A 14,764-nucleotide genomic window follows, 5' to 3' on the forward strand; every position below is an offset into this window, starting at 1 on the left:
TGGGGGGCGTGGAACGTGAACGTTCGGGTGCTGGGGCCGCGGGGGTCGTGCGCGGGGTGGGATTCGTACTCCTGCTCGCGCATCTGCTGTTCGTGGCGTGGGTCAGTCTGCGGCCGCGTGACGTGGCGTGGGTGACGGCGCCGAACACGATTCCGCTGCACGGCCTGAGGGCCGATCTGGCGCTGGGGGCCGCGGAGGCGGCGCGGCTGTTCGGCGAGGGGCTGTTGCTGCTCGCCCCGCTGGGGGTGCTGCTGCCGATGGCGGACGGGCGGCTCGACGTGTCGCGGTGGGCCTCGTTCGCGCGGACGACGGCCGCGGGCGCCCTGGTGTCGCTGGCCGTCGAGCTGCTGCAGACCGCCGTGCCGGGGCAGGTCGTCGACGTCGACTCGGTGCTCCTGAACACGGTGGGCGTGGCGCTGGCGCATCTGCTGTTCGTCCCCGCCGGCCGGGGGTGGCTGCGCCGCAGGTCGGAGGCGGTGCCGCGGGTGTCATCCGGGAGGCGCGGTCCGGGTAGGGGTTCTCCCCTGCTGCGGAACGAGACGGCTCAGGGTTCGACCCCGACGATTCCCAGGGTCCCGATCGCCCGGTAGACCGACGCCCGGGGGCATCCCCCGGCGGCAGTATGGAGTCATCGGGAACGCGGAAGAGCGGCTCCCGGACCTACCTCGAAGGAGCCCACCATGGCCGCGATCATCCGCCCCCGTGACGGACGCGTGATCGGCGGAGTGTGCGCGGCGCTGGCACGGCGCTTCGGCATCTCCGCCTGGACGATGCGCCTGATCTTCCTGGTCTCGTGTCTGCTGCCGGGTCCGCAGTTCCTGCTGTACCTGGCGCTCTGGATCTTCCTGCCGGCGGAGAAGACGGCGAGCTCGGCCTGGTAGTCGACGGGGCCTGACGCACGCCGAAGGGGCGCGTACCCGGTGTCCGGGTGCGCGCCCCTTCGGCGTGTGCGGCGGGTGTCAGCCGAGCGGAAGGGCGCCGACCGGGAGGCCGCCGAGGAGGCCGCCGAGCGGGGTGGCGCCGAGGCCGCCGGCCGCGGCGTCGAGCGGGAGGTTCTGGGTGGCCTGGCCGGCGGCGGCCGGGAGGGTCTTCACACCCTGGTCGAGGCCCTGGCCGAGGGCGCCCTGACCGGCTCCGAGGGACTCGGCGGCGCCGTCGGGGAGCGTGGTGAGGCCGTCACCCAGCGGAACGGCCTTGGTCACCGTGCCCAGCGCGTCGGCGTCGAGCGGCAGGGACGGCGCTGCGGAGGCCGTGCCGGCGGCGGCAGCGGCGAAAGCGGCACCGAGAGCGGCGACACCGAGCTTCTTGGCGGCAGACTGCTTCATCTGAAAATCTTCCTTGGGGAATCCGGGGGCTTCCGGGAAAGCCGGGAGGGGAAATCCTGGGAATGCAGAGCGGCTCTGCAACCTAACCAGCGATCGACCGCTCCGCAAACACCGGAAAGCGGCCGGGTGTCGCGCCGACCCGGCCGCCTCAGGTCCCCGGACGGGGCGCTGCTCAGCCCGCTGCCGGGGAAGATCCGCTGGTCGTGGCGGTCTGCTGGAACAGCCATTCGGACTTGAGCTCGGCATATCCGGGCTTGATGACTTCATTGATCATGGCGAGGCGTTCATCGAAAGGAATGAACGCTGATTTCATCGCATTGACCGTGAACCACTGCATGTCGTCGAGCGTGTAATCGAATGCCTCGGTCAGCAGCTCGAATTCCCGGCTCATGGTCGTCCCGCTCATCAGGCGGTTGTCGGTGTTGACCGTGGCGCGGAAGTGCAGGGTGCGGAGCAGGCCGATGGGGTGCTCGGCGATCGAGGCGGCCGCGCCGGTCTGGAGGTTGGACGAGGGGCACATCTCCAGCGGGACGCGCTTGTCGCGGACGTAGGCGGCGAGGCGGCCGAGGCGCACCGAGCCGTCCTCGGCGACCTCGATGTCGTCGATGATCCGGACGCCGTGGCCGAGCCGGTCGGCGCCGCACCACTGGAGCGCCTGCCAGATGGAGGGGAGCCCGAAGGCCTCGCCGGCGTGGATGGTGAAGTGGTTGTTCTCCCGCTTGAGGTACTCGAAGGCGTCGAGGTGGCGGGTGGGCGGGAAGCCGGCCTCGGCGCCCGCGATGTCGAAACCGACGACGCCGGAGTCGCGGTAGCGGTTGGCGAGTTCGGCGATCTCCAGGGCGCGGGCCGCGTGCCGCATGGCGGTGAGCAGCGCGCCGATCCGGATGCGGTACCCGTCGGCCCTGGCCCGCCGCTCGCCCTCGCGGAAGCCCTCGTTGACGGCCTCGACGACCTCTTCGAGGGTCAGGCCGCCTTCCAGGTGCTGCTCGGGGGCGTAGCGCACCTCCGCGTAGACCACGCCGTCCTCGGCGAGGTCGACCGCGCATTCGGCGGCGACGCGGACGAGGGCCTCGCGGGTCTGCATGACGGCGCAGGTGTGCGCGAAGGTCTCCAGGTACCGCTCGAGGGAGCCGGAGTCGGCGGCCTCGCGGAACCAGATGCCGAGCTTGTCGGGTTCCGTCTCGGGGAGCTGGTCGTAGCCCTGCTCCCGGGCGAGTTCGATGATCGTGCCGGGGCGCAGCCCGCCGTCGAGGTGGTCGTGGAGCAGCACCTTCGGCGCACGGCGGATCTGGTCCGCGGTAGGGACGTTGGGGGTCTGGCTCGTCATTTTCGCACTCTAGCCCCTACGCGCGTAGAACGGCGGTCGTGGCGCCGGATTTCTCCCGGCGCCGACGGAACGGCCCTCCTCCGGTGGAGCGGCCCCGTGCGGCTGTCCGGTTCGAACGGGTATAGGGGCAAAGGGTGTTCGGACTGCGGACGATACGTAACAGAGATCGCGCGTACCACTGGTGTACACCTCCGCTTCTGAGACTGTTCTGCCATGGCGCACTTCGCACTCGTGGGACCGCCCGAGACCCGGAGACCCCGGCTCGGGCGGCCTGTTGGAGGTTCCCGGACGGCGACCCCGGTGGGGGGTGTGGTGCTGCTCCTGCCGGACGGCGAGGCGGTGTCGAGACGCCGGGCCTCCGCGCGGGCGCACGCCGCGATGCTGCCACTGGGCCGCGAGCTGGTACGGGCCGGGCGGACGGAAGGCCTGGTGGCGCACGTGGTGCGCTACCGGGGGCGCGGCTGGAACGGCGCCGACGCGGAGCTCGCGGCGGACGCGTCCTGGGCCGTCGAGGAGGCCGTACGACGGTACGGCGACGTCCCGGTCGGCCTGGTCGGGCACGGGCTCGGGGGGCGCGCGGCACTGCGCGCGGGCGGACACGAGGCGGTGGGCGCGGTCCTTGCGCTCGCCCCGTGGCTGCCGGAGGACGACGTGGCCGCGGAGCCGGAGCCGGTGCGGCAGCTGGTGGGGCGCCGGGTGCTGCTGGTGCACGGCACGAACGACGCCCGGCGGGACCCGGAGCTGTCGTTCCGCTTCGCCGAGCGGGCGAAGAAGGCCAACCGCGACACCTGCCGGTTCGAGGTCCACGCCGACGGCCACGCACTGCGCCAGTACGCCTCCGAGGTCCGCAACCTCGCCGCCGACTTCCTCCTCGGCACCCTCTTCGCCCGCCCCTTCGCCCGCCCGGTCACGGACGCCATGGCGGCGCCGCCGCCGCTCGGCCTGCGCATGCCGCTGGCCGCGGGCTTCGGGAGCTCGGCGCGGCGCTGAGCCTCAGGCCGGTGGTGACGGTTCCTTCGGGAGCAGGTGGCCGCGGCGGCCGAGGAGGAACTTCTTGAAGGCGGCCACCGGGGCGGTGTCCGGGTGGCCGTCGAGCCAGGCGACGCCGATCTCGCGGACCGCGCGGGGGGCGGTGACGGCGAGTTCGACGACGCCGGGGCGCGGGACGGCGGGCGGCGGCAGCAGGGCGACGCCGAGGCCCGCGGCGACCAGGCCGCGCAGGGTCTCGGCCTCCTCGCCCTCGAACGCGACGCGGGGCTTGAAGCCGGCCTCCGCGCACAGGTCGTCGGTGATGCGGCGGAGCCCGTAACCGGGTTCGAGGGTCACGAAGGTCTCGTCGGCGGCCTCGGCGAGGCGGACGCGGCGGCGGCCGGCGAGCCGGTGGTCGTCGGGGACGACGAGCCGCAGCCGCTGTTCGTCGAGGCGCCGGGCCACCAGGTCGGGGGCGTCCGGCACCGGGGAGGTCAGACAGAGGTCGAGGTCGCCGGCCCTGAGCCGCTCGATCATCGCCTCGCCGTAGTTCTGGACGAGGGTGAAGCGGATCCGCGGGTGGTCGACGCGGAAGGCGCGGATGAGTCCGGGGACGGTCTCGGAGCCCATCGTGTGCAGGAAGCCGAAGGCGACCCGCCCGGCGGTGGGGTCGGCGTCGGCCCGTACGGTGTCGGCGGCCCGCTCCACCTCGGCGAGGGCCCGCTCGGCGGCGGTCAGGAAGCGGCGGCCCGCCGGGGTCAGCGAGACCGTGCGGCCGCGGCGGGCGAAGAGCGAGACGCCGAGGTCCTGTTCGAGCCGGACCATGGCCCGCGAGAGCGTCGACTGCGGCACGCCCATCTCGGCCGCGGCGCGGGTCACGTGCTCGTGCCGGGCGACGGCGGCGAAGTACGCGAGCCGCGGCGCGAGCAGGTGTCCCATGTCTTCTTCGTTACTGTTCGGTGACAGGCGAAGCTGTGACCTGTACTCATGCACCATGGGAACGATTACAGCAGTTCCGTGCATTGGACGCATGAACCGGAGCGTCCTACGTTCGTGACATGCCTCCTGCCAGTACCAAGGCGGCCGCCACCAGCGCGTCCGCCGACACCCGCCTCTCCCCCGGCGCCCCCGGCTACCGCCGCCTGAGCCTCGCGCTGTTCGCCGCCGGACTGGCCACCTTCGCCCTCCTCTACTCCACGCAGGCCCTCCTCCCGGCCATCTCGGCCGAGTTCGGCGCCACCGCGTCCGCCGCCTCCTGGACGGTCTCCGCCGCCACCGGCGCCCTGGCCCTGTGTGTCCTCCCGCTCAGCGCCCTCTCCGAGCGCTTCGGCCGGCGCACGATGATGACCGCCTCCCTGACGGTCGCGGTCGCCGTCGCGCTCCTGGTGCCGCTCGCCCCGAACCTGGAGTCCCTCGTCGCGCTCCGCGCCCTCCAGGGCGCGGCGCTCGCCGGGCTCCCGGCCTCCGCGATGGCGTACCTCGCCGAGGAGGTGCGGCCCAGGGCGCTGGTCGCCGCGATCGGCCTGTTCGTGGCGGGCAACTCGATCGGCGGCATGAGCGGCCGTCTGGTGACCGGCTGGGTCGCCCAGCTGTGGGGCTGGCGGGCGGGTCTGGCCGCCGTCGGCCTGACCTCGCTGCTCTGCGCGATCGCCTTCCGGGCGCTGCTCCCGAAGGCGCGGCACTTCACGCCGGGCACGCTGAACCCGAAGGCGCTGGCGCGGACCGTCCGCGGGCACCTGGCCGACCCGCTGCTCGTGCGCCTGTACGTGATCGGCGCGCTGTTCATGACGGTCTTCGGCGCGGTGTACACGGTGATCGGCTACCGGCTCGTCGAGGCGCCCTTCTCGCTCCCCCAGGGCGTCATCGGCTCGATCTTCCTGGTCTACCTGGTCGGTACGGTCTCCTCGGCCGCCGCCGGCAAGCTGGTCGGACGGCTCGGCCGGCGCGGGGCGCTCTACCTGGCGGTCTCCACCACCGCCGCGGGCCTGCTGCTCTCGCTCGCCGACTCCCTCGCCGCGGTCCTCGCGGGCCTGGTCCTGATCACGGCCGGTTTCTTCGCCGGCCACGCGGTCGCCTCCTCCTCGGTGAGCCGTACGGCGAAGACGGGCCGCGCGCAGGCCTCGGCGCTCTACCAGTCGGCCTACTACCTCGGCAGCAGTGCGGGCGGCACGCTCGGCGCGGTCGCCTTCCACGCGGGCGGCTGGGCGGGCACGGTCCTGATCGGCCTGGTCGCCGTCCTCGGCGTCGTCTCGGTGACGCTGTACGGCTCGCACAGCGCCCGCGTCGAGTCCCGGCGCCTGCGCCCCTCGGCCGCCTAGCCCGTCCTGTCGCGGGGTGCGCGGGACTCCCCGTACCGCCCTGCAACCGTCAGACTTCCCCCTACGTCCTCAAGTACAGGGACTCAAGGGGGAGTTGACGATCATGAAAACAGTCGCTCGGCAGATAGGCAGAAGGGCGGGCATCGCCGCCGGGATCACGTCGCTCGTGGTGCCGATGACGATCGCGCTCGGTGCGGCCCCGGCGCAGGCGGCGTCCTGCAACGTGACGACGGGGCCGTACCAGAAGCAGGTGGAGAAGTTCCTCGGGCGGACGGTCGACGGGCGCCAGTCGCTCGGCGACTGTCAGGCCATCCAGGCCTTCCAGCGCAAGCACGGCATCACCCCGACCATGGGGTACGCGGGCCCGCTCACCTGGCGCACGATGAACACCATGCTCCAGCAGAAGGCCGCCGGCACCAACCCCAACCGCTCGGGCGCCTGCCCGACCAACCGGGGCCGGATCGCCTGCGTCGACCTGACGCGCCAGCTCAGCTGGATCCAGGACGGGGCGCGGCTCAAGTACGGCCCGGTGCCGGTGCGCACCGGCCGCGACGGCGCCGAGACCCGTACCGGCTCCAAGAAGATCTACTGGCGGAACATCAACCACTGGTCGACGCTGTACCACGTCTCCATGCCGTACTCGCAGTTCTTCGACGGCGGCCAGGCCTTCCACTCGACCACCAAGTCCATGTGGAACCCGCCGGGTTCGGGCGGCTGCGTCAACATGCGCCCGGCCGACGCGAAGGCGTACTGGAACCTCCTCAGGAACGGCGACGACGTCTTCGTCTACGGCCGCAAGCCGGGAACCTGACCCCGGCTGTCAGTCCCCTGCGGTAGCTTCGATTTCGTGACCACGACCGAGACGGTGACGACGGACGAACTCGACAGCTACCGCAGGGAGCTGACCGGTTACTGCTACCGGATGCTCGGATCCTCCTTCGAGGCCGAGGACGCGGTGCAGGACACCATGGTCAGGGCCTGGAAGGCGATCGGCTCCTTCGAGGGCCGCTCCTCGCTGCGGTCCTGGCTGTACCGGATCGCGACCAACGTCTGCCTGGACGCGCTGAACGCGGGCAACAAGAGGGCGCGGCCGATGGACCTCACCTCCCCGACGCCGGTGGCGCAGGCGCAGCTCGTCAAGCAGCCGGAGATCACCTGGCTTGAGCCGGTCCCGGACGGGCGGGTACTGCCCTCGGTCGCCGACCCGGCGGAGGCGGCCGTGAACCGGGAGACCGTACGGCTCGCGTTCGTGGCCGCGCTCCAGCACCTGCCGCCGAAGCAGCGCGCGGTGCTGATCCTGCGCGAGGTGCTCGCCTGGAAGGCGAGCGAGGTCTCCGAGCTCCTCGACACCTCCGTCGCCTCGGTCAACAGCGCCCTCCAGCGGGCCCGCGCGACCCTCGCCGAGCAGGCGCCCGCCGCCTCCGACCCGGCGAACCCGCTGGACGAGGAGCAGAAGGCGCTCCTGGAGCGGTACGTGGCGGCCTTCGAGGGCTACGACATGAAGGCCCTCACCGCGCTCCTCCACGAGGACGCGACCATGTCCATGCCGCCGTACGACCTGTGGCTCCAGGGCCACGACGACATCGTCGGCTGGATGCTGGGCGTCGGCGAGGTCTGCTCGGGCTCCAGGCTCGTCCCGACCGTGGCGAACGGCTCCCCGGCCTTCGCCCAGTACCACCCGGACCCGGCCGGCGGGTTCAGCCCCTGGGCCCTCATCGTCCTGGAGCTGCGCGACGGCAAGGTCGCCGGAATGGACTTCTTCCTCGACACCGAGCGCTGGTTCCCGCTCTTCGACCTGCCCGCCCGCCTGGACGCGTAGACGCCTGGACACCTGGGCGCTGGACGCCTAGACACCCAGCGTCCCGTCGAGTCCCGTCAGCCGGAGCAGGGCCCGCAGCTCGGGCCCCGCTCCGTGGAAGCGGATGCGGTGGCCCCGGCGCGCGGCGGCCAGCTTGAGGCGGGCCAGGGCGTCGACGGCCGCGAGGTCGGCGCGGGCGAGCGCGCCGACCTCGCAGACGACGTCACCGGGCGGGGCGGCGCCGAGCTGGGCACACAGGCGCGCCACCTCGTCCCCTGCGGGACGGGCGGACAGGGTCACGACGAGCGGTCGACTGGTCTCCACGTCCCTTGAGACCGCGGGGCGGCCGAGAACTCATCGCTAGGGTTTCGATCATGACTCATGAACCTGTCGAACTGGTGATCTTCGACTGCGATGGCGTTCTGGTGGACAGCGAGCGGATCTACTGCCGGGTGGACCGGGAGGTGTTCGCCTCCCTCGGCGCCGACTTCACCGAGGCGGAGGTGGTCGAGCACTTCGTCGGCTCCTCGCACGAGATGCTCACCGCGATCGTGGAGGAGCGCCGGGGCAGCCCGCTCGGGCCCGGCTGGCAGGCTCCGTTCAAGCAGCGGTACGAGGACGCGCTGGACGCCGAGCTGACGGCCGTGGAGGGCGTCGCCGACGTCCTGGACGCCCTGGCCGTCCCGTACTGCCTCGCGTCCAACGGCAGCCACGCCGGCATCCGCAAGAACCTCGGCCGCGTCGGGCTGCTCGACCGCTTCGAGGGCCGGATGTTCAGCGCCCGTGACGTCGCCAGGGGCAAGCCCGCCCCCGACCTGTTCCTGCACGCGGCGGCCGCCATGGGCGTCCCGCCCGAGCGCTGCGCGGTCGTCGAGGACAGCCCGTACGGCGTCCAGGCCGCCCGTGCGGCCGGGATGCGGGCCTTCGGCTACTGCGGCGGCCTGACCCGCGCGGACCGCCTGATGGGCCCGCGCACGGTGGTCTTCGACCACATGCGCGAGCTGCCGGCGCTGCTCGGGGAGCCGGTGTAGTCCTCGCACCGGCTCCCGTCGCGCGCCGGGCCCGAGCGCCGGTCTCAGGCGATGCGGTCCAGGACGATCGGGTTCGCCGTGAAGGACGTGCCCTCCGGGGCGATGTCCCAGGCGGCCCCGAGGGAGCCGAGGGCGTAGTCGAACTTCTCCGGGGTGTCCGTGTGGAGGGTCATGAGGGGCTGGCCCGCCGTGACCGTGTTGCCGGGCTTGGCGTGCAGCTCGACGCCCGCGCCGGCCTGCACCGGGTCCTCCTTGCGGGCGCGGCCCGCGCCCAGACGCCAGGCGGCGATGCCGATGTCGTAGGCGTCGAGGCGGGTGAGGACACCGGAGGACGGGGCGGTGACGACGTGCTGCTCGCGGGCGACGGGGAGGGTGGCGTCCGGGTCGCCGCCCTGCGCGGAGATCATCCGGCGCCAGACGTCCATCGCCGAGCCGTCCTTGAGGGCCTTGGCCGGGTCGGCGTCCTTGATGCCGGCCGCGTCGAGCATCTCGGCCGCCAGGGCGATCGTGAGGTCGACGACGTCCTTCGGGCCGCCGCCGGCGAGGACCTCGACGGACTCGCGGACCTCCAGGGCGTTGCCCGCGGTGAGGCCGAGCGGGGTCGACATGTCGGTGAGGAGCGCGACCGTCTTCACGCCGCTGTCGGTGCCGAGCTGGACCATGGTGGAGGCGAGCTCGCGGGCGTCCTCGATGGTCTTCATGAAGGCGCCGGTGCCGACCTTGACGTCCAGGACCAGGGAGCCGGTGCCCTCGGCGATCTTCTTGGACATGATCGAGGAGGCGATCAGCGGGATCGCCTCGACGGTGCCGGTGACGTCGCGGAGCGCGTACAGCTTCTTGTCCGCGGGGGCCAGGCCGTCGCCGGCCGCGCAGATGACCGCGCCGGTGGTGTCGAGGACGTGCAGCATCTCCTCGTTGGAGAGCAGCGCGCGCCAGCCGGGGATGGACTCCAGCTTGTCGAGGGTGCCGCCGGTGTGGCCGAGGCCGCGGCCGGAGAGCTGCGGCACGGCGGCGCCGCAGGCGGCGACGAGCGGGGCGAGCGGGAGGGTGATCTTGTCGCCGACGCCGCCGGTGGAGTGCTTGTCGGCGGTCGGGCGGGAGAGCGCGTCGAAGTTCATGCGCTCGCCGGAGGCGATCATCGCGGCGGTCCAGCGGGCGATCTCCGTGCGGTTCATGCCGTTGAGCAGGATCGCCATGGCCAGGGCGGACATCTGCTCGTCGGCGACCACACCGCGGGTGTAGGCGTCGATGACCCAGTCGATCTGCTCCGGGCTCAGCTCGCCCTTGTCCCGCTTCGTACGGATGACGGAAATGACGTCCATGAGGTGGTTCCTCTTTCTACGCGCATAGAGGGGAGGGGAAAGGAGAGCGACCCTTCCCATCGTGCCGGAAGGGCCGCTCCGAGGCCTTACTTGGCGAGGTGCTCGGGGCCGAACGCCTGCGGGAGCATCTCCCCCAGGGTCAGGAACCCGGCGGGCGTCTCCAGGACGAGTTCGGCGCCTCCGAACTCGTACAGGAGCTGCCGGCAGCGGCCGCACGGGACGAGGGACTCGCCCCGGCCGTCCACGCACACGAAGTGCGTCAGACGGCCGCCGCCGGTCGCCTGGAGCTGGGAGACCAGCCCGCACTCGGCACACAGGCCGAGTCCGAACGAGGCGTTCTCCACGTTGCAGCCGGAGACCACCCGCCCGTCCTCGACGAGGGCCGCCGCGCCGACCGGGAAGCCGGAGTACGGGGCGTACGCACGGGACATCGCCGCGCGGGCGGTCTCCCTGAGCAGCTCCCAGTCGGGCGCCGCCGTCACTTGCCCTGGCCCTTCCGGTACGGCAGGCCGTCCGCCTTGGGCATCCGCAGGCGCTGAGCCGAGAGGGCCAGCACGAGCAGGGTGGTGATGTACGGGGCCGCGTCGACGAACTGGCTCGGGACCTCGTCGGTCAGCGCGTACCAGAGGAAGAACGCGGCCGAGAAGGCGGCGGAGACCACCGCGACCACGTACTTCTTCTTGTACAGCTGCCAGAGGGCCGCGATCACCAGGAGCACCGCGACGAGCAGCAGCAGCGCGTGGACGTTCTCGGCGCCGCCGCGCAGCTTGAGGCTGTCGGTGAAGCCGAAGAGGCCCGCGCCCATCGCCATGCCGCCGGGCATCCAGTTGCCGAAGATCATCGCGGCGAGACCGATGTAACCGCGGCCGCCGGTCTGGCCCTCCTGGTAGATGCCGGTGGAGACGATCGCGAGGAACGCGCCGCCGAGGCCGGCGAGGGCGCCGGAGGTGGCGACGGCGATGTACTTGTACTTGTAGACGTTCACGCCGAGGGACTCGGCCGCGACCGGGTTCTCACCGCAGGAGCGCAGGCGCAGGCCGAAGGCGGTGCGCCACAGGATCCACCAGGTCGCCGGGATGAGCAGGATGGCGACGACGGTCAGCAGCGACAGGTTGGTGACCAGGCCGCCGAGGATGCCGGCGATGTCCGAGATCAGGAACCAGTGCTTCTGCTGGAGGTCCTGGAGCCAGTCGGACAAGCCCGGGATCGTGATCTGGGTGATCTCGTCGATGCGCGGGGACTGCTTCGAGGAGCCGCCCTCGGCCTCGGCGAAGGTGAAGTTCGACAGGTACTGCGTGAAGCCGACCGCGAGGATGTTGACCGCCACACCGGAGACGATGTGGTTCACGTTGAACGTGACGGTGATGATCGCGTGCAGCAGGCCGCCGAGCGCGCCGCCGATGAGACCGAAGAGGACGCCCACCCAGGGGCCCCACTGGTAACCCGCCCAGGCACCGAACCAGGTGCCGAGGATCATCATGCCTTCGAGGCCGATGTTGACGACGCCCGCGCGCTCGGCCCACAGGCCGCCGAGGCCGGCGAGGCCGATCGGGACGGCGAGCTGGAGCGCGCCGGAGACCTGACCGACGGAGGTGAGGTCGTTCGCGCCGGAGACGACCCGGACCAGCGAGAAGAGGACGAGACCGGCCGCGACGATCAGCATGATCCACGGCAGGGTGAGCTTCTGGCGTCCGCCGCCCTTGGGCGCGGCGCTCGGCTTGGTGGCAGTGCCGGTGCTCATGCCGAGACCTCCTTGTCGGCTTCGGTCTTGATGGCGCCGCCGGCGGCGAGTTCCTCGCCGACCTTCTGCTGCTGGCGGCGGAGGCCGTAACGGCGGACGAGCTCGTACGAGACGACGACCGCGATCACGATGATGCCCTGCATGATCTGGGTGATTTCCTTCGGGTAACCCGCGGTGTCCAGCGACGAGGACGCCTTGTCGAGGAACGCGAAGAGCAGGGCCGCGAAGAGGATGCCGACCGGGTGGTTACGGCCGAGCAGGGCGATCGTGATGGCGGTGAAGCCGACACCGACCGGGAAGTCGAGGCTGTACGTGTGGGACTCGCCGAGCAGCGTCGGCATGCCGGAGAGGCCGGCCAGCGCGCCCGAGAGCAGCATCGAGGTGAGGATCATCCGCTTGGCGTCGACGCCGCTGGCCTGCGCGGCGGACTCGCTGGCGCCGGTGGCGCGCAGGTCGAAGCCGAAGCGGGTGCGGTTGAGGACGAACCAGTAGACGACGCCGAGGGCGAGCGCGACGAACGTGAAGCCGTAGATGACTCCGTTGCCCTCGCCCATGTCGATGCCGGGGAACCAGCCGGACTCGGAGATCTCACCGGTGGTGAGGTTGTTCGAGCCCTCGGGCTGGACGCCGAAGTTCTTCGGCAGGATCAGCCAGGCGACCAGGGAGGTCGCGATGGCGTTCAGCATGATCGTCGAGACGACCTCGGAGACGCCCCGGGTGGTCTTGAGGAGACCGGCGATGCCGGACCAGAAGGCACCCGTCAGCATCGCGACGAGCACGATGAGCAGGATGTGCAGCGGGCCGGGGAGCTCGACGGAGGCGCCGACGAGGGCCGAGACCATCGCCGCGAGACGGTACTGACCGTCGACGCCGATGTTGAAGAGGTTCATCCGGAAGCCGATGGCGACGGCCAGGGCGGCCAGGTAGTAGATGCCCGTCTGGTTGACGATCAGTACCTGGATGTCCGTGTACTCGGCGTTCTCGATCATCAGCCGGATCGGCTCGATCGGGTCGAGACCCGTCGCGAGCAGCACCAGGACGGTGAGGACGAACGAGGAGACGAGCGCGAGCACCGGGCCGGCGGCCCCGATGATCAGCTTGTCCTTGTCGAATTTCATCATCGGGCGTCACCGTCTTCGGACTGCTCGGTGCCTTCGAGGTGGCCGGTGGCCGCGCCGGTCATGGCGGATCCCAGCTCCTCGGGCGTGATGGTGGCGGGGTCGGCGTCCGCGACGAGCTTGCCGCGGTACATGACCCGGAGGGTGTCGGAGAGGCCGATCAGCTCGTCGAGGTCGGCGGAGATCAGCAGGACCGCCAGGCCCTCGCGGCGGGCGTCCCGGATCGCGTCCCAGATCTGCGCCTGCGCGCCGACGTCCACACCGCGGGTGGGGTGGGCGGCGATCAGGAACTTCGGGGCGTGGCTCATCTCGCGGCCGACGATCAGCTTCTGCTGGTTGCCGCCGGAGAGGGAGGCCGCGGTGACGTCGATGCCGGGGGTCCGGACGTCGTACTCGCGGACGATCCGCTCGGTGTCCTTGCGGGCGGCCTTCGGGTCGAGGATGCCGCGCTTGGAGTTGGGCTGCTCGGTGACGTGACCGAGGATGCGGTTCTCCCAGAGCGGGGCTTCGAGGAGCAGGCCGTGGCGGTGGCGGTCCTCGGGGATGTAGCCGATGCCGCCCTCGCGGCGCTTGCGCACCGAGACCTTGGAGATGTCCTGGCCGTCGAGGCTGATGACACCCGCGTCCGGGGTGCACATGCCCATCAGGGCCTCGATGAGCTCGGTCTGGCCGTTGCCCTCGACGCCGGCGATGCCGAGGATCTCGCCCTTGTGGATGGTGAGCGAGATGTCGTCGAGGAGCTTGCGGCCGGCCGTGACCTCCTCGTGGACCGTGACGGCCTTCGACGGGTCGGCGGGGGCGGCCGTGGTCAGCGGGGCGCCGGTGGCGCCGCTCTCGACCAGGGTCAGGTTCGCGACCTGGAGCATCGGCACGTCGGTGACGGTCGACTCGCGGGTCTCCGGCGAGGGCAGCTCGCTGCCGACCATCAGCTCGGCGAGCTGCTTGGTGGTGGCGGTCTTCGGGTCGGCGGTGCCGACCGTGGTGCCCCGGCGGATGACGGTGATGTCGTCGGCGACCTTCAGGACCTCGCCCAGCTTGTGCGAGATGAAGATGACGGTCAGGCCCTCGGACTTGAGCTCGCGCAGGTTGTCGAAGAGCGCGTCGACCTCCTGCGGGACGAGGACGGCGGTCGGCTCGTCGAGGATGAGGATGCGGGCGCCGCGGTAGAGGACCTTGAGGATCTCCACGCGCTGGCGGTCGGCGACTCCGAGGTCCTCGACGAGGGCGTCGGGGCGGACCCCGAGGCCGTACTGGTCGGAGATCTCCAGGATCTTCTTCCGCGCCTTGGCGCCGATGCCGTAGAGCTTCTCGCCGCCGAGGACGACGTTCTCCAGGACGGTGAGGTTGTCGGCGAGCATGAAGTGCTGGTGCACCATGCCGATGCCGCGCGCGATGGCGTCACCGGGGCTGGAGAAGGTGACCTGCTCGCCGTCGATGGCGATGGTGCCCTCGTCCGGCTTCTGCATGCCGTAGAGGATCTTCATGAGGGTCGACTTGCCGGCACCGTTCTCGCCGATGAGGGCGTGCACGGTGCCCTTGCGGACCGTGATCGCGATGTCCTTGTTGGCGACGACGCCGGGGAACCGCTTGGTGATGCCGTGAAGTTCTACGGCAGGGGGGCTGGACGCGTTGATGACGCACTCTCCTTGGCCGGAAGGAGTGGGAGCGGGGAGGCAGGGCGGGGCGAAGTTATCGTGCCAGGGAGACATCTACACGCGTAGCGCTGCCGAAAAGTGAAAACCCGTACGGGAATGGGACCCAGGCCCGGGCCCGGTGGACGGTGCCACCGGACGCCGGGCCCGGGTTCAGGTCGTG

The 14,764-nt window shown here is 71.4% G+C and carries 16 protein-coding genes; 7 read left to right on the forward strand and 9 right to left on the reverse strand.

Features of this window, described 5'->3' with window-relative positions; genetic code table 11:
- Positions 1–8: 8 nt before the first annotated feature.
- Positions 9–590: a VanZ family protein gene (locus ACZ7G1_RS05325; RefSeq protein WP_470877756.1), complete on the forward strand. Its 582-nt coding sequence runs from the start codon at positions 9–11 to the stop codon at positions 588–590.
- A 90-nt stretch (positions 591–680) separates the two neighbouring features.
- Positions 681–881: a PspC domain-containing protein gene (locus ACZ7G1_RS05330; RefSeq protein WP_470877755.1), complete on the forward strand. Its 201-nt coding sequence runs from the start codon at positions 681–683 to the stop codon at positions 879–881.
- Between the two features lie 78 nt (positions 882–959).
- Here ACZ7G1_RS05330 and ACZ7G1_RS05335 read toward each other — a convergent pair whose 3' ends face one another.
- Both ACZ7G1_RS05335 and ACZ7G1_RS05340 read right to left on the reverse strand, forming a co-directional pair.
- Entirely contained in the window at positions 960–1,325 is a 366-nt protein-coding gene (locus ACZ7G1_RS05335) for a hypothetical protein (RefSeq protein WP_470877754.1), read from the reverse strand.
- Between the two features lie 172 nt (positions 1,326–1,497).
- Positions 1,498–2,652, reverse strand: a complete 1,155-nt coding sequence (locus ACZ7G1_RS05340; protein ID WP_470877753.1) for an adenosine deaminase — start codon at positions 2,650–2,652, stop codon at positions 1,498–1,500.
- Between the two features lie 213 nt (positions 2,653–2,865).
- On the opposite strand from ACZ7G1_RS05340, the gene ACZ7G1_RS05345 reads away from it, so the two are divergent.
- Positions 2,866–3,642 carry an alpha/beta hydrolase gene (locus ACZ7G1_RS05345; RefSeq protein WP_470877752.1) on the forward strand — a complete coding sequence of 259 codons (777 nt, stop codon included), beginning with the start codon at positions 2,866–2,868 and terminating at the stop codon, positions 3,640–3,642.
- Positions 3,643–3,645: 3 nt separating this feature from the next.
- On the opposite strand, the gene ACZ7G1_RS05350 is transcribed toward ACZ7G1_RS05345, so the two are convergent.
- On the reverse strand, positions 3,646–4,617 hold the full coding sequence (locus tag ACZ7G1_RS05350) for a LysR family transcriptional regulator (protein ID WP_470877751.1): 972 nt from the start codon (positions 4,615–4,617) through the stop codon (positions 3,646–3,648).
- A 62-nt stretch (positions 4,618–4,679) separates the two neighbouring features.
- On the opposite strand from ACZ7G1_RS05350, the gene ACZ7G1_RS05355 reads away from it, so the two are divergent.
- The 3 genes from ACZ7G1_RS05355 to ACZ7G1_RS05365 all read left to right on the forward strand — a co-directional run bounded on the left by ACZ7G1_RS05355 (position 4,680) and on the right by ACZ7G1_RS05365 (position 7,758).
- Positions 4,680–5,939, forward strand: a complete 1,260-nt coding sequence (locus ACZ7G1_RS05355; protein WP_470877750.1) for an MFS transporter — start codon at positions 4,680–4,682, stop codon at positions 5,937–5,939.
- A gap of 103 nt (positions 5,940–6,042) precedes the next feature.
- The gene (locus tag ACZ7G1_RS05360) at positions 6,043–6,750 is read left to right on the forward strand and encodes a L,D-transpeptidase family protein (RefSeq protein ID WP_470877749.1); all 708 of its coding nucleotides are present in this window, start codon (positions 6,043–6,045) and stop codon (positions 6,748–6,750) included.
- Between the two features lie 36 nt (positions 6,751–6,786).
- Positions 6,787–7,758 carry a sigma-70 family RNA polymerase sigma factor gene (locus ACZ7G1_RS05365; RefSeq protein ID WP_470877748.1) on the forward strand — a complete coding sequence of 324 codons (972 nt, stop codon included), beginning with the start codon at positions 6,787–6,789 and terminating at the stop codon, positions 7,756–7,758.
- A 27-nt stretch (positions 7,759–7,785) separates the two neighbouring features.
- Here ACZ7G1_RS05365 and ACZ7G1_RS05370 read toward each other — a convergent pair whose 3' ends face one another.
- Complete coding sequence (locus ACZ7G1_RS05370; protein ID WP_470877747.1) at positions 7,786–8,061, reverse strand: STAS domain-containing protein; 276 nt, start codon at positions 8,059–8,061, stop codon at positions 7,786–7,788.
- A 50-nt stretch (positions 8,062–8,111) separates the two neighbouring features.
- Here ACZ7G1_RS05370 and ACZ7G1_RS05375 point away from each other — a divergent pair, with 50 nt between their 5' ends.
- Complete coding sequence (locus ACZ7G1_RS05375) at positions 8,112–8,768, forward strand: HAD family hydrolase (RefSeq protein WP_470877746.1); 657 nt, start codon at positions 8,112–8,114, stop codon at positions 8,766–8,768.
- Between the two features lie 44 nt (positions 8,769–8,812).
- Here ACZ7G1_RS05375 and ACZ7G1_RS05380 read toward each other — a convergent pair whose 3' ends face one another.
- The 5 genes from ACZ7G1_RS05380 to ACZ7G1_RS05400 form a co-directional block, all read right to left on the reverse strand.
- Positions 8,813–10,090 (reverse strand): thymidine phosphorylase, encoded by a 1,278-nt coding sequence (locus tag ACZ7G1_RS05380; RefSeq protein WP_470877745.1) that lies wholly within the window; start codon positions 10,088–10,090, stop codon positions 8,813–8,815.
- An 86-nt stretch (positions 10,091–10,176) separates the two neighbouring features.
- Positions 10,177–10,572 (reverse strand): cytidine deaminase, encoded by a 396-nt coding sequence (locus tag ACZ7G1_RS05385; RefSeq protein ID WP_470877744.1) that lies wholly within the window; start codon positions 10,570–10,572, stop codon positions 10,177–10,179.
- Positions 10,569–11,831, reverse strand: a complete 1,263-nt coding sequence (locus tag ACZ7G1_RS05390; RefSeq protein ID WP_470877743.1) for an ABC transporter permease — start codon at positions 11,829–11,831, stop codon at positions 10,569–10,571. Before ACZ7G1_RS05390 ends, ACZ7G1_RS05385 begins: the two co-directional genes overlap by 4 nt.
- The gene (locus tag ACZ7G1_RS05395; protein WP_376442820.1) at positions 11,828–12,952 is read right to left on the reverse strand and encodes an ABC transporter permease; all 1,125 of its coding nucleotides are present in this window, start codon (positions 12,950–12,952) and stop codon (positions 11,828–11,830) included. The genes ACZ7G1_RS05390 and ACZ7G1_RS05395 overlap by 4 nt, the downstream gene beginning before the upstream one ends.
- On the reverse strand, positions 12,949–14,658 hold the full coding sequence (locus ACZ7G1_RS05400; RefSeq protein WP_470877742.1) for an ABC transporter ATP-binding protein: 1,710 nt from the start codon (positions 14,656–14,658) through the stop codon (positions 12,949–12,951). The genes ACZ7G1_RS05395 and ACZ7G1_RS05400 overlap by 4 nt, the downstream gene beginning before the upstream one ends.
- Between the last annotated feature and the right edge of the window lie 106 nt (positions 14,659–14,764).

It is taken from the genome of Streptomyces sp. NPDC037273 (assembly GCF_055603625.1).